The sequence below is a fragment of the Niastella sp. OAS944 genome, assembly GCA_024809215.1.
Classification (GTDB): domain Bacteria; phylum Bacteroidota; class Bacteroidia; order Chitinophagales; family Chitinophagaceae; genus Niastella.
In genome coordinates this window covers 122,205-137,294 of the sequence record JANUBW010000012.1, presented here as the reverse complement: position 1 = coordinate 137,294, position 15,090 = coordinate 122,205, and the positions used below count along the sequence as shown (strand labels likewise).

At 44.3% G+C, this 15,090-nt stretch carries 13 protein-coding genes; 4 read left to right on the top strand and 9 right to left on the bottom strand.

What is annotated here, in order from left to right:
- The first annotated feature begins 10 nt into the window (after positions 1 to 10).
- Positions 11 to 529, top strand: a complete 519-nt coding sequence (locus GGD38_RS33325; protein WP_375302433.1) for a nucleoside deaminase — start codon at positions 11 to 13, stop codon at positions 527 to 529.
- 153 nt (positions 530 to 682) lie between these two features.
- Here the strand turns inward: GGD38_RS33325 and GGD38_RS33320 are convergent, their stop codons facing one another.
- Positions 683 to 1,042 carry a hypothetical protein gene (locus GGD38_RS33320; RefSeq protein ID WP_375302432.1) on the bottom strand — a complete coding sequence of 120 codons (360 nt, stop codon included), beginning with the start codon at positions 1,040 to 1,042 and terminating at the stop codon, positions 683 to 685.
- A gap of 38 nt (positions 1,043 to 1,080) precedes the next feature.
- Positions 1,081 to 1,653 carry an RNA polymerase sigma factor gene (locus GGD38_RS33315; RefSeq protein WP_375302431.1) on the bottom strand — a complete coding sequence of 191 codons (573 nt, stop codon included), beginning with the start codon at positions 1,651 to 1,653 and terminating at the stop codon, positions 1,081 to 1,083.
- A gap of 340 nt (positions 1,654 to 1,993) precedes the next feature.
- On the opposite strand from GGD38_RS33315, the gene GGD38_RS33310 reads away from it, so the two are divergent.
- On the top strand, positions 1,994 to 2,764 hold the full coding sequence (locus tag GGD38_RS33310; protein ID WP_375302430.1) for an NlpC/P60 family protein: 771 nt from the start codon (positions 1,994 to 1,996) through the stop codon (positions 2,762 to 2,764).
- Positions 2,765 to 2,789: 25 nt separating this feature from the next.
- On the opposite strand, the gene GGD38_RS33305 is transcribed toward GGD38_RS33310, so the two are convergent.
- The 7 genes from GGD38_RS33305 to GGD38_RS33275 all read right to left on the bottom strand — a co-directional run bounded on the left by GGD38_RS33305 (position 2,790) and on the right by GGD38_RS33275 (position 12,151).
- A complete protein-coding gene (locus tag GGD38_RS33305; RefSeq protein ID WP_375302429.1) occupies positions 2,790 to 4,148 on the bottom strand; it encodes a thioredoxin family protein in 1,359 nt (452 codons plus the stop codon).
- Positions 4,149 to 4,259: 111 nt separating this feature from the next.
- Positions 4,260 to 4,802 carry an inorganic diphosphatase gene (locus tag GGD38_RS33300; protein WP_375302428.1) on the bottom strand — a complete coding sequence of 181 codons (543 nt, stop codon included), beginning with the start codon at positions 4,800 to 4,802 and terminating at the stop codon, positions 4,260 to 4,262.
- A gap of 256 nt (positions 4,803 to 5,058) precedes the next feature.
- A complete protein-coding gene (locus GGD38_RS33295) occupies positions 5,059 to 5,460 on the bottom strand; it encodes a hypothetical protein (protein WP_375302427.1) in 402 nt (133 codons plus the stop codon).
- Between the two features lie 265 nt (positions 5,461 to 5,725).
- On the bottom strand, positions 5,726 to 6,793 hold the full coding sequence (locus GGD38_RS33290) for a PhoH family protein (RefSeq protein WP_375302426.1): 1,068 nt from the start codon (positions 6,791 to 6,793) through the stop codon (positions 5,726 to 5,728).
- A gap of 313 nt (positions 6,794 to 7,106) precedes the next feature.
- The gene (locus tag GGD38_RS33285; RefSeq protein WP_375302425.1) at positions 7,107 to 8,081 is read right to left on the bottom strand and encodes a hypothetical protein; all 975 of its coding nucleotides are present in this window, start codon (positions 8,079 to 8,081) and stop codon (positions 7,107 to 7,109) included.
- Positions 8,082 to 8,857: 776 nt separating this feature from the next.
- Positions 8,858 to 9,376, bottom strand: a complete 519-nt coding sequence (locus tag GGD38_RS33280; protein WP_375302424.1) for a DUF1905 domain-containing protein — start codon at positions 9,374 to 9,376, stop codon at positions 8,858 to 8,860.
- A 192-nt stretch (positions 9,377 to 9,568) separates the two neighbouring features.
- Complete coding sequence (locus tag GGD38_RS33275; protein ID WP_375302423.1) at positions 9,569 to 12,151, bottom strand: carbohydrate-binding protein; 2,583 nt, start codon at positions 12,149 to 12,151, stop codon at positions 9,569 to 9,571.
- A gap of 213 nt (positions 12,152 to 12,364) precedes the next feature.
- Between GGD38_RS33275 and GGD38_RS33270 the strand changes: the two genes are divergently transcribed.
- Positions 12,365 to 13,618: an ectonucleotide pyrophosphatase/phosphodiesterase gene (locus GGD38_RS33270; protein ID WP_375302422.1), complete on the top strand. Its 1,254-nt coding sequence runs from the start codon at positions 12,365 to 12,367 to the stop codon at positions 13,616 to 13,618.
- Positions 13,619 to 13,755: 137 nt separating this feature from the next.
- Positions 13,756 to 15,021, top strand: coding sequence for a flavin monoamine oxidase family protein (locus GGD38_RS33265; RefSeq protein WP_375303944.1), 1,266 nt, complete (start codon positions 13,756 to 13,758; stop codon positions 15,019 to 15,021).
- The last annotated feature ends 69 nt before the right edge of the window (positions 15,022 to 15,090 follow it).

Genomic DNA, 15,090 nt, shown 5'->3' with positions numbered 1-15,090 from the left:
AATAGTTCAAATGCTCGCCTTTTTCGATAAATTTGATAAAAATGGAAAGTATATGAGCGATCGTGAATTAAAGTTTATGCAGCAGGCCCTTGATTTGGCAAGGCAGGGGATGAACAATGGAATTGGCGGGCCTTTTGGTTGTATTATTGTAAAAGGCGATACGATCGTAGGGCGGGGTTGCAACAGCGTGAGCAGTACAAACGACCCTACGGCGCATGCTGAAGTAGTGGCCATTCGCGACGCCTGTAAAAACCTGCAAACCTTTCAGCTTACCGATTGTGAAATATATACTTCCTGCGAGCCTTGTCCCATGTGTATGGGCGCTATTTACTGGGCCAGGCCAAAGAAGGTATACTTTGGGGCCAGCCGCCATGATGCCGCAGCTGCGGGTTTCGACGATTCGCTTATTTATAAGGAATTAACTGCGTCGCTGCACGATCGCATTATTGAAATGGTTTGTTTAGGAAGCGAAAAGGCCAATGAAGTGTTTAGCGAATGGAAAGAGAAGCCTGATAAGATAGATTATTAAAAGCTCCAAAACCCAAAAACCAAGTTCCAAACAAATTCCAAAAATACAAATTCCAAATACCAAAAAAATCAATATATACTCGTTGATATTGGGAGCTTGAGATTTGTGATTTGAGTTTTATTATTTTGGTTCTTGTGATTTGTTATTTGGGATTTACGGCTTTATTCTACTAAGTACCATATAAGCAAGAATAATAATAATGAGAATAAAAGCAATAGCAGTGTATGTCCAGAAGCCGTTATTTATTTTTCTTTTTTCGCGGCGGTCTTTCTTTTGTTTTATGTACTGGGTTAATTCTTTATTCAGCTGATCAACATAGCCATCCAGCTTTTTATTGCCGGCCATTTGTTGCAGCCCTTCCATAGCGTCGTTCTCAAATTCATTGTCAACCATCCACATTTCTACCTCGTGTTTCTCCTGTTCGCTGAGTTTACCACTGAGGTAATCCATCAACTTTTGGTTGTCAATGTCTTTATTGCTATTAGATAATATGTTCAGTAGATCGTTATTCATTGTTCATGTCGTCAGTATCGATCATTAGACCACGTAATTTACGGTTGGTTTAGTTTTCGTTCCATTAAGATCTTCAGGTTGCGTTTACCGTTCTGGATATAGCTTTTTACCTGCATAAGCGAAAAACCGGTTATATCGGCTATTTCGTTGTACGATCGCTTTTCAAGATAAAACAAAGTTACGCACTGTTTTTGTTCTTTATTCAGTTCCTGCAGGCAAACCTCCATCATTTCAAGCTGGCGGTCTTTTTCGAGGTGTGGCGCTACACCCGCATGTTCTTCCTCGGCAATGGTCATTTCCTCCTTTATTTCGGCAGGAGTACGGCCCTGTTTATCGCGCAACTTCATAAGACAATGGTTCTTGGCCACCATATACAGCCAGCTTTTGAAATACTCCACCTTATACTTATGCAGTTCGGTAATGGCTTTCAAAAACACCTGTTGAACGCAATCTTTAGCTTCTTCCTCATTTTTCAGGTATTTCATGCAAACCCCTAATAAAAGCAGGGTATAGCGTTGCAATAGGATCCCCAGCCAGTGGTTATCGCGACTGGAATAAAAGGAGTTCAGTAACTGCTGATCGCTGATATGTGAATTAGGGTCTTGTTGCACTATGCGAAAATGCGTTTTTCTTTATACTAAGATGCAAGGTGTTCAAATTTCCACAAATAATTTAACGCCACCCTTAACGGAATAATTGTTTCTTTATTGAACAACAGGGAAAAATTTCAAATCACAAATTCCAAGATCCAAATAAATTCCAAATCACAAGATCCAAATAATAAAACGCAAATCTCAAGTCCCAAAAGCCAATTAGTAAAGTCTTTGGAATTTGTATTTTGAGATTTATTTGGATCTTGGTGCTTGGTTCTTGGAATTTCTTTTATTCATGATCTATGAATTTTATGATTTAGTAATTTGTGACCACTATTTTTATCTCAAACATTTATCTATGGCATATGCCGTTTGCAAAGTGCCGGTAGCGCCTTTACGGGCCGAACCAGCACATAAAAGTGAAATGATCAGTCAATTGTTATTGGCAGAGGCAGGGCTTATTTTGGAAGAAGCAAAGGACTTCATCAAACTGCAAAGCAATCATGATGGGTACGAAGGCTGGTGCCAGCGCAGCCAGTTGGTGGTTGTTGATACCTTTATAAAAGAAACTACTCCGCAAACATATACGGCCGGTTGGGTTGATATTATAGCCATTAATAACGCACCGGCCCACGTACCAATGGGTATTCCCGTGCTTAGTGAAGCTAACGCAAAGGAATTATCGGCTGTTTTGAAAATCGATTACCGCAACGCAGCTACCTGGAATGCTGCACAGGCCAAACCCGATGCCGCCGCAATAAAAGAAAGGGCTGTGCCATTTTTAAATACGCCTTACCTGTGGGGTGGCCGAAGTGTATTTGGTATCGATTGCAGCGGGTTTACGCAAATGGTGTTTCGTTTTTTTAATATCCCCCTGTTGCGCGACGCTTATTTACAGGCAACCCAGGGCGAGGTAGTTGGCTTTTTACAGGAAGCCCGTTGTGGCGATCTTGCCTTTTTCGACAATGCCGAAGGGCGTATAACCCACGTAGGTATATTGTTAAATGATCACGAGATCATTCATTCTTCGGGCAATGTGCGAATAGATAAAATAGATAACGCGGGTATTGTAAATGCCGAAACGGGTGTACGCACCCACCAGTTGCGAATTATAAAGCGTTATTTTTAGTTAATGTAATGCAGTAAAGCGTTAATTAGAGCGGCAACATTTTTTTCATTTTAGTCACGGCCTCCTTGTTTTTGGTGGTGGGAAACCCCCATTTTTGTAAAAGGGCAATGGCCTCTTCTTCCAGTTGTACCGCCTGGTCAACCTTCTTTTTATCAACCTTATATAGCAGGCGGGCCCAAATATCGAGTACATAAGGGCTTTCTTTAAACTGCCAGGCGTAGGCGGCCCATTGTTGGGCTTTTTGCAGGTATGCCGGATCGTTGGTCATGTTGTAAAACGAGCGGGCGCCATTGATAAATTTTTGGCTGTAATAATTGCCCAGTGTGGTATTGAATTCAGATCTTCTGATAATATGGCTTCTGCCGCCAGTTGTATCGCAGGGTGGTTTTGAAGAAAATAGTTGTTGTGCAAGCGAGGCCATCTGGGTAGAATCATACATTTTGATGTCAGCTGCATTAAGGCCCTTTAGGAAGCGTTCGTAATACTCAACTGCCGATTGCAGGTAGGCAGCTGTGTCATTGGTATTTTGGAAAAATACCATCAGGTGACTATAGTATTCTTTCTCACCCTGTGCCTTATCGCTAAAAGATAATTGGGCAAACCGGGCGGCTTCCGTAGCCTTTGATACATTCTTTTCTGCAATGGCCTGCTGTAGGGATTTTAAAGCAATGTCTTTGCTTATGAGTGCCCGGTCAGTTGAATTAAATTTATTATTCCAAAGTTCATTGAACAGCGCTGCATTTTTACGCATGGCCAAATCGGCTTTCGATTGTAAGATGGGGCTTAGGTTAGCTATGCGTTTTATGGTAGTAATTCCGTTGAGGCTGTCTTCGGGTAGTTGGCTCACATACTGGTTGAGCAGAGCGTCAATGGGCTGGTCAATAGCTTTGCGTTTATTCATCAATTCATATATCTGGCCGGTTGTAAACTTGCCGGTTAGTGCTTCCTGCTCCAGTGCTCTCAGCCTGCTTGCTTCTGCTTTTCGTGCCATTGCGTACCCGCCCTGTGAAGTGTATTGCCTGTGATCAATAGCGCTCATTTCGGTGCGAAACACCAGCGTGCCAAAGTTGTCGAGGAACAATACGGAGTTTCCGCCATGGGTGTTGTATTTTTCTTTCAGGAAACTAACGTCTGGGTGTTCGGCGGGAATACGAATGGCAATGAAGTTCTCTTTGAGATAATTCTTTAGTATATCATTTTGAAGGGCTTTGTCGGCCACATCGGCGCATTGCTGGCAATCGGCCGCTTCGATCATTAAGAAAATAAGCTTATCCTGCTGCGTTGCTAATTTATAAGCCTCTTGCAAGGATGTATTTGGGGCGAGAAACTGGGCGGTTGCCAAAAATGGTGTTAATAAGGTAAATAGCAGCAAACGGAGGTTCATTAGATAAAGGGTTATTTGTACAGCTAAAATAACCTTAAGGCTTCAGAAATAAAAACCGGAAGCCAGCCTTATTAGTAAGATAATGCTGACTTCCGGTTGTATAATAAAAGACTATTTTCTGAAATTCTCTTTGTACAATTTCATGGCGTCTTCGATAATAGTAAGCGCTTTGGCTTTATCACCAAACTCGTTCACCTGTACGCTTTTGTTCTCAAGCGTTTTGTACTCCTGGAAGAAGTGGCGTAATTCATCAAAGAAATGCGGTGGTATTTCTTCAATGTTGTTATAGTGTCTTACGCTGGGGTCATTGGCTGCTACAGCAATGATCTTGTCATCGGCATCGCCGCCATCGATCATTTGCATAACGCCAATTACTTTGGCTTCCATAAGGCAAAGCGCCTGTACGGGTTGAGAAGTGATAACCAATATATCTAGTGGATCTTTATCATCGCCGTATGTTTGCGGAATGAAACCGTAGTTACAAGGATAATAAAAAGATGAATAAATAATACGGTCTAGTTTTAATAAACCGCTATCCTTGTCGATCTCATACTTAGCCCTGGACCCCTGCGGAATCTCAATAATTGCATTTACAATCCGTGGAGCCTGATCACCAGGAGGCACGCCATGCCAGGGATGGGAAACAGTTATCATATTGTTTTTAAAATTTAAGCAAATCTATAATAAAAGTCATATTAACTTAATTAATACTGCACCCATAATGGTTTTGCCGGTTAGCCGAGGATGATACTGGCGCTGGTAGTGCAGTAACAAAGCACATTAAATTGCTGCTTTTTAAGCAGGTTAATGTTTATGGAAGCAAACGTTTGAATTTATCGGCCGGGCGCAAAGTAAACCAATATTAAAATAACCGGCAACATTTACTGTCATGGTCGGCAATTCATATTACCTACATTTTTATAACTGACTTTAGATCAACGAGCCATGAATCCTGATTACGTACAATACGCAGGGTAGTGGTATCGGCCGGGTTCGATGTGTGGTAGTATTTGTATTGAACGGTTGAATCGTTATCGGGCGTAATGGCAACCGGCCTGATGGTGGCCGATTTATATTGTTCTTTTTCTTTGCTACTCAACTGTTTATAGTTGGCTTGTTGCTTTTCGAACAACAGCTGGTTAGTTGAATCTTTCAAAAGGTAAAATGCTGCTTTATCATAATCTCCATCCAATGAAGCGCGAATGAACTGGGTGCCGGCATCCTGTGCATTTTCTGCTTTTTTATATCCGCCTGAGCCCGAATTACAGGATATGGTAGCGAGGATGCAAAAACTGGCAATTAATTTCTTCATAATCAACAAAAATAATTACAAAGGGGCATATATAGGTTGGTTTTTTGCTCGATTTGGCCTGATTGGGTTTGGGAGGGCTGGTTGAAAGGTAGGGGTGGGGAGTTGACGAGTTGACAGGTTAACGAGTTGACGAGGTAGTTGATAAGTTGATAAAAGTTGAAAAGATGATAAAGGATCCCCAAAGAAAAGGGTCCTGCCGTAGGCAGAACCCGTGTAATGTATTTTACTAGTTAACTCGTCAACTCTACTTCTTGTATCGAAGATTTTACTTTTTATCCTCGGAACTCTGTTTCTTATCTTCTTTTTTCTCCTCCTTCCAGTCGTCCCTGCGCACTTTCTCTCGCCAGTGCGTTTGCGGATGCTGGTCTGGATGAGGGTTTTCGCGATTATCGCGGTCGTAGGCCTTAATGATGGCTTTTACGAGGCGGTGACGTACCACGTCCTCTTCGTCGAGTTCAATATGAGCAATACCATCGATGTTCCGTAAAATACGGGCTGCCTTTTCCAAACCACTGCGTTGATTCTTCGGCAGATCGATCTGCGTAAGATCGCCGGTGATAATAGCTTTGGCATTGGCACCAATACGTGTAAGGAACATTTTTAATTGAAGGTCCGTTGAGTTCTGTGCTTCATCCAGAATGATGAAGGCGTTATCGAGCGTACGGCCACGCATATAGGCGAGGGGCGCAATTTCAATAACCCTGGTGCTCATATAATATCCCAGTTTGTCGGCCGGTATCATATCATCGAGCGCATCATATAATGGGCGCAGATACGGGTCAATCTTTTCTTTAAGATCGCCCGGCAGAAAACCAAGGCTTTCACCGGCTTCTACCGCAGGACGGGTAAGAATGATCTTTTTGACCATTTTGTTTTTTAATGCCCGAACAGCCAGTGCTACCGCAGTATAGGTTTTACCGGTACCGGCAGGTCCAATGGCAAATACAATGTCATTCTTTTCAGCCACCTGAACCAACCGTTTCTGGTTCACCGTGCGGGCCCGTACTGTTTTACCGTTGGGGCCAAATACAAGTATGTCGTTGGGATTGCGGTCGATGAAATTATCAACAGTTTCAGCATCATCGCCGCCGAGAATTTGCTCAAAATAGTTCTCGCTCATATGGCCATTACGCTCAAGGTATTGAACAATAAGTTCAATCTTTTCTTTGGCGCTTTCAACCTGTTGGGGCTGGCCGCTCAATTTAATTTGTGTACCTCTTGAAAGGATCTTTAAAAGCGGGAATTTCTTTTTGAGAATATCCAGTTTTCCGTTGTTTACACCGAAAAACTCAATCGGGTTTACAGTTTCAAGGCTAATTATAGTTTCTGTCAATGCGCATCAATTTAAGTTTCACAAATGCAGGATTAGTGTCCTGATATCCGCTTGATTTTCGTCTATTCCAAATATAATTATTTAGAACAGCATTTTCGTAAAGTTACTTATACACAACATGTGGAAAATCGTAATTGTTGTGGTGTTTTCGTTAAATAATTACAAGGGTTTTCACTTGTTTTCCCCAATGAAGAAATAGTGCTTTGTTTAAATGTATTGTGCGGTGAAAATTGAATTGTTGTATATGCCTTAAATGAAAAATGTCCCGATACTTCGGGACATTTTTCATTATGATAGTAAGTGATTTAATCACTTATTTACTTCTCTTTGTTTCTACTATTTTTATGGGAATTCCATTTTTATCATAAGTGTACTCTGTGCAATGCTCCAGAATGTTTGGCTCACTTACATCTTTAGAACAAATGCGCACCAGTTGGTTGGCATCGTTATAGAAATATTCGTTCAAAGGAGCGCCTGTCATATAAGGCAGGGTAGCCGTTTTTGGTTTTGAACTGCCATAGTAATCCCACAGCGGAAAAATAAAGGGGATCTTCTTTTGTTGGCGGTTATCTACTTCCCAGTTGTCGTTATCGAACTGCAATACTCTGCCGGGAGAGCTGATCTTTTGCAGTTTATCGCCGTTGTATGCATACGTCCATACATCGGTTTCCTGACCCACACCGCTGGGTATTACCTGTACGGTAGTGATCTGGCCGCTTCCGTTGAAGTTATAAACCAGCTCATATTCTTTTTGAACTGAAACAGCTCCGCTGCCGCTGATACGCGCAAAGAACTTTTCAATCTTTATAACACTTGATCTTCTTTTAGCAATAAAAGCCGGGTTAGGCGTAAAGGGTAAGCCTGGGTGCGATGACAGGTAAAAGTTGATACCTGCATAATAATTTGTAGTGCTGAAATCAAAGAAATCATCGGCACTGGCTGGCACTGACTTATAGTTAACCGGTGAAGTTGTAGATACTTTGGTATACACTTTCTTAGAACCGCTGCTGGCATCGGTAATGGTTTTTCCATCGCCCGACAAGGTCAATGTTATTTTCGAAGCATCTGGTTCAAAATGCACCATCTCTTCTCCACTAAGTGTGAAGGGCAGGAATTTTGCTTTAGCTGGAAAATACACAAATACTGCAGGATTGCTTTGTCCGCTTTGACTAACTAACAGGCTATCTTTTTGGTCCTGGGTTTTCCATACTCCTTCAACTTGCTTTTGGCCGAAGCTAACTGCGGAGATGATGAGCAGAAGTGTGGTTAGGGAACACTTACTTATCATAGAACGGTTTTTAAAATTAATTGATAAAAATAATTGAAACTACCATATTGTTTTAAAAGTTCACATTAGTCGTTTAGGGGCGCCGGTGTTATCCCGCCTGAATGAATTCTTTCGGGCAGGCTGGCGGGGGCATCGTTATTTTTTTATGATCCCCGGTTGCACTTATCATGGACCATTTTTCACTTTGAACACTTGTTACAAATTTTGTTTATGACTATAGAATATAATTTCTACGGTTTATAAGTAAATAATAAGTCTGGTGTAAAAGAGCTTCCGTTGAACAGTATAAATGTCATATCACAAAAAACTGCTTCGCCCATTTTTTATGCGCGTCCAATTCCTATGTTGAAATAAAATTCCTGATTAAATGATAAACTGAGAGCTTGTTTGCCAGGTAGCAGTAAAACCGCTAAACAGGGCAAGGTTGTTATACATACGAAAGAAAGTAGAATTATATTCATCATAGGGTATTAGTATACTGCGGCAAATTAGTAAATTAACTAATTTAAAAAATAGGTAATTGGGTTTTTATTATAAAAAGATACTGTTATTAATAATTGATTACATACAAAGTCTACCGAAATAGTACTTATTCCGGGATAAAGATATAACGCAGAATTTAAATCGGCAGTATATTCGATTTGAAATATGTTACAACATTTTGCAGTATGTAAGCGCTTATTGTATTCGTTTTGAATAAAGTCGGAAGTCGGAGGTCAGAAGTCGGAGATCTGAAATTCGGAAACTTCGGACTTCAGACATCAGGCTTCGGACATTTACCAGTCTTCTTTGTTTTGTTTTCCTTCCCTTATCATTTTACCATAATCCCAGCCTTTACCCAGTGCTACCAGCGTTTTGGTGAGACGGTTTGTTTTGGTAGCTTCGGTTTTTGCACTGTCGATCCATTTGCTGAAATATGATTTATGACTGTTTGAAAGTGAATTGAAATAGGCTTCGGCATCGGGATCGTCCTTCAGGCATTCAAGTAATTCTGCGTTTATTGGTATAGTAGCTTTATCTTCCTGTAATTGTATTTTTACCATAGCGCCTTTACGTTTTCCAATCCCTTTTCGCATTTCTGCATTTACAGCCAGTATAAAGCTGCCGCCACCCATGGGCATTACCGCCACCGATTTAATAGAAAAACTGTCGAGCTTACCTTTTACCCGGAACGACTTTTTGTTGTTGGGCTTTATTTTTTGGGCTATATCAGCCGGAATTTCAATGTACGTCCAGCCGGTTTTTTCACCCTGTTGGGCAAACTGTAATAAAGTTGTTGTAAAGCTTACTGCCATAATGGACAGCTAATTTATATAGAATTTTCCTTACGTTTCATGGTTAGCAATTTCTGAGTTATTCAGTTGTTCAGCGGCAATGAAAAAGGCGATGCTAATCTTAATTAGCACCGCCTGCGCATTACCGGGCTCTACGATTTTAATCGCGAGTCTCGAAATAAGGCCTGGGAACCGGGAACTGGAAACTTGCACCTATTGTTTCATGATCTTCATTGACTGTATTTTACTTTCATACTCAATTTGCAGGGTATACGTTCCCTTCATCAGCCTTTGCCCAAACTGCGCTTTCTGTTGCCCGGTGCCTCTTTCAACCATGCGGCCTAACTGGTCGTAAATGGTATATCTGAAACTACCCGGCGCCGTAATGGTAAATAAACTGGTGCTGGGGTTGGGCGCTATGAGAATGCCTTTAGCCTGTGCAACTGCGGTGGTCGTTGTTCTTGCCGCCGTGCAGGCAACAGCCGTTACGGCCGATGAACCATTTATATTGATGTTATCAATGTTGGCCAGCCCGCCACTGCCTGTGGCTTGCAGCCGTATATCGGTGGTCCCGGCATTCAGGCCTACAACGGCCTGGGCAGCTGTCCAGGTGGTCCAGTCGGTGGTGGCGGGGAAGCTGATAGAGGCTACGGAAGTAGCGCCATTTATCAGCAGGCTGCCCGGTCTGTCGGTTCCACCACCATTCGAATAGCGCCAGCTGATGGTATAGCTGCCGGCAGTTGGTACCGATACTCGCCAGCTGATGCCGCTGCCCACTGCATTACTGGTATTACAAAAGCCGGTACCGGTATAACCGGCATTATCGCTATCAACGGTTCCGTCTAAGCTGCAAAATCCGGCTGTATTTTCCTGAATGGTTACGGTTGAACCGCTGCTGGTGCCCGGGAAATAAATATTGGGTGTTGGCGGCGCGCTCATATCGCCTCCCAAATAAAAACCCGGATGCGGCGGTTGGTTATACGCTGCGTTTTGCCAGGCTATGGCCACACGGTATTGCGGATCGTGCATGAGGGTGTATATACGATTGGTGGCAGTAATGGTTGTAGTGAATACACGCAATGCACTGTTATCACTTGTTCTAAGTATCACTTCTTCGCGCCAGTCGCCCAAAATATCGGCCGATAAATTAGGCGTGGCTTTCGTGCTGTTGTTAGAAGCGCAACCGGTAGCGGTTAGCAGGGTAGAGGCGCTGCTGCTACTGTAATTCCATTTGCTGATGGTGATGTTATCGAGCAGTTCGCGTTGCAGATCGGCATCCCACCAAACGGCAAAGTTTATTGATGGTTTTGAAGTGGTGATGCTGGTGCCGGTACAGGTATACAGGTTGCCGCGCGATGCCCAGGTTTCATATCCTTTGTAACGCGGATCAATATCTGCTGCCATACCGCGGCCCACATCGGCCGATGCTTCTGCAACAGTGAAAATGCGTGCACCTGTTCTTGCATCAACAAGGGCGGCGCCCACCTGGCCGTTACTGCCCGGCGATTCGTATGGTTGCCATATTTCCAAACCCGAACGGTCGGGGTTCATATCGCTCATGTGTAAGGCATCGCCATGGCCCATGGCGTTGGCCCATAAGCCGGTGCCGTTATCATTGATAACGCTTGATCCATTGATGATCTCATCTTTACCATCGCCATCAACATCGCCTACGGTCATTTGGTGATTACCCTGGCCGGCATAGGCGCTGTTGCCACTGGTATTGCTGTCGAACGTCCAGCGTTGGGTAAGCGCCCCATTGCGGTAGTCCCAGGCAACGCGTACCAACCGGGTGTAGTAACCACGGCCAAATACCATACTGGGACGTGCGCCATCGAGGTAGGCAACGGCAGCAATAAAACGGTCAACACGGTTGCCGTAACTATCGCCCCAGCTCGATACTGTGCCTCGTGCAGGCAGGTAATTGGTGGTGGCCATAGCGGCGCCTGTTTGCCCGTTGAACACGGTGAGGTATTCGGGCCCGCTTAATACATAACCACTTGAGTTGCGATAGTCGGCGCTTGAGCTGCCAATAACGGTTCCTGCCCCGTCAATGGTAGCGTCGGCTGTTTTACAGGCCACTTCGGCTTTGCCGTCGCCATCAAAATCATACACCAGGAATTGGGTGTAGTGAGCGCCGGCGCGAATGTTGCGGCCCAGATCAATACGCCACAAACGGGTACCGTTTGTTTGGTAGCAGTCGAGATACACATTGCCGGTATAACCGCTTTGCGAATTGTCTTTGGAATTAGATGGGTCCCATTTAACAATGAACTCATAATCGCCGTCGCCATCAACATCGCCTACGCTACAGTCGTTGGCGCTGTACGTGTAAGCTACACCGTCGGGCGTGGTGCCGCCACCGGGTATCTGCAACGGAATGTTTAAATAGTTTTGTGCCCACACACTGGCCAGTTCTGAAGAAGCCTGTTCAACTCCATTTATTACGGGGCGAACCGAATACGTGCTGTTGGTGCTGATGTTGTCGACATAATTGGTTGAACCGGTGATAGGAGTAGCGTTCAACAGGGTTGAATTACGGTAAACGTTAAACCCTATACCCGAAGGGTCGTTGCCAAAAAGACGCCAGCCCACGTACACCTGGCTGGTGCTGGTGCGAACGGCAACTACGCCGCGGTTAAGGCGTTCCATTTGTTTTTGCGCGGACAACTGAACGGGCGCAAGAAAGAATAATAAAGTAATGGTGAACAAACAACGGTTGGTTGTGTTGGAAAGGTGGTTGCGTAAGGTGCATGGCATTGCCCTTATCGCATTAAACGTAAATGCGAGATTCATATGGCTGAGTTTTAGTTAGAAAATCATGGGGATGATCTTTTCCAACTGGTTGGGTTGCTGGCAATCGTTGAAGGCAGGGAATACGGATAGTGTAGGAAGTTAGTTGTAGAAACGGGCAAAACCATCCTGAACCTTCCGGGCCTAAAGCCTAATTCTTTATAAAAGCATAATGCGTACTAGTTTTTACCTGTTTAAATTTGCAAACAAAAACACATGAGATCATACGTTGCGCTTTTAATCCTGCTCCTGCCTTTATTATCGGTGGCACAGGTTGATACCACCCAGTACATAGTGCCGGGAAGAAGTAACAGTGCATTGCAACAGAAAAAGCCATACGTAATATTGATCTCTGCCGATGGTTTCCGCTATGACCTCGCCGATAAATACCAGGCTAAACACCTGCAGCAACTTCGCAGCAATGGGGTGCAGGCAAAGTCAATGGTACCCTCGTATCCTTCGCTAACATTTCCCAATCACTATACAATAGCTACGGGTTTGTACCCTTCGCATCACGGATTGGTTGACAATAGCTTTTACGATAAAAAAAGAGATGAGTTATATCGTATTGGCAATCGCAAAGCGGTGGAGGACAGCAGCTGGTATGGCGGTACACCCTTGTGGGTGCTGGCAGAACAACAGCAAATGGTAACGGCCAGCTTTTATTGGGTAGGCTCAGAAGCTGCGGTGAAAGGTGTTCGCCCTACTTACTATTACCGGTTCAACGATTCCATTGATATAGAAACCCGCCTCAAAGCAGTAAAAGACTGGTTAATGCTGCCCGAAGAAAAGCGCCCGCATCTTATTACATTTTATTTGCCCCAGGTAGATCATGAGGAACATATGTTTGGCCCCGATTCAAAACAGGCCGAAGAAGCAGTGCACTTTATAGATGAAACCATTGGTAAAATGGTACGCATCACCGATTCGTTGAAGCTGCCCGTTAATTTTATTTTTCTTTCAGACCATGGTATGATCACTACCGATACTGTTAATCTGCTGGCTAAGCCCGCAGCAATAGATACCACCAAATTTAAAATGCCCGATGGCGACGTGCTGGTACATATGTATGCGTACAATGAAAAAGATATACAGCCTACGTATGACGCGCTAAAAAAAGAAGCGGTTGATTATGATGTGTACCTGGCAGACAATGTGCCCGCCCGATGGCATTATGGTGCTGCCGACGATTGGTATAAAAGAATAGGAGATATTCTTTTGGTGCCCCGGGCGCCCAAATCGTTCAACTTCCGCCGTCGCAGGCCCCTGCCGGGTAAGCATGGGTTCGATAATGCCCTGCCCGAGATGCATGCCACATTTTATGCCTGGGGGCCGGCCTTTAAAAAACAGCTTACAATCGATTCGTTTGAGAACGTGCATGTGTATCCGTTGATCGCGAAGTTGCTCGGACTTGCTATTACTGAAAAGATAGATGGGGATTTGAAGGTCCTTAAGCCGATCTTAAAGTAAGGAGTTTCAGGTTTCAGGTTACAGGTTGCAGGAGTCGCTGTGCAGGCCTTTCCATGTAACTTGCAACCTGAAACCTGTAACAGCTTTTTATTACCACCTCGCATTCTTTTTGCATCTAATGCTACTTTTATAACACCATGCAACATTCCATTATAATCATAGGCGCCGGTGCAGCCGGGCTCATGGCCGCCCGTATATTAAGTGCTGCCGGCCATACAGTGACCGTGCTGGAAGCCAACGACCGCCCTGGCGGAAGAATTCATACCATTCAACCCGCAGGTTTTACCATGCCAATTGAAGAGGGCGCTGAATTTATGCACGGCAAACTGCCTCTTACCATGCAATTGCTAAAGGAAGCCGGGGTACAATACCAGGCGGTAGCCGGTAAAATGATACAGGTAAAAAATGGCCGTTGGAGCGATCAGGAGGAGTTTGTAGAAGGATGGGACGAGCTTATGGACCGTATGGCCGACCTGAAAGAAGACATGACGCTGGCCGATTTTCTGCAACAATATTTCCGCGACGATAAGTATGCCGCCCTGCGTAAATCGGCACAACGGTTTGCCGAAGGTTTCGATGTGGCCGACCAGCAAGATGTGAGTGTGTTCAGCATTCGCGAGGAATGGATGAACGAACAGGAGGAACAATACCGCATACCCGGCGGGTATAATCAACTCATAACTTATCTTCAAAATGCCTGTAAGGCCAATGGCTGTGTTATTCATACATCCAGTGTGGTTAAAACGGTACGTTGGGAGCCTGATAAAGTGCAGGTAGGTACAGCCAATGGGCAAACCTTCACTGCTCAAAAACTCATCGTTACAGTGCCGTTGGGCGTATTACAGGCCCCGGCCGCACATTCAACTGCTGTTGTGTTTGAACCTGCTATAGATACCCAGCCATTTCAGCAAATAGGGTTTGGGGCCGTGGTTAAGGTGGTATTGCAGTTTTCTGCCCCGTTCTGGCTCGAATACCGTAAAGACATTGGTTTTCTGTTAAGTGAAGAGGCCATTCCTACCTGGTGGACTCAGCTACCCGATTCCGTTCCGGTTTTAACCGGTTGGGCCGGCGGGCCCCAGGCTGCACGCTTTAAGGATACCGATGAGCAAACGATTATTGAACAGGCATTGCAATCCCTTGCCAACATTTTCAGCATGCAGGTTGAGCAGCTAAAAGGCTTACTCACCGCGTCGCATGCGGTAAAATGGCAAACCAATGCATATAGTTTAGGGGCCTATAGTTATAGCAAGTTGCATACAGGAACTGCGCGCCAGATGCTGAATGAACCTGTTAATGACACCATTTATTTTGCAGGTGAAGCATTGTACAATGGAGAAGCTGGCGGTACAGTAGAAGCGGCTTTGAGTTCAGGTTCGTCTGTTTGTAAATTATTGAGTAGTTGACATGTTAACAAGTTGACGAGTTAACAAGGCGACGCATTTTCGGGAGGCTGCAAATCTTCAGTAAAATTA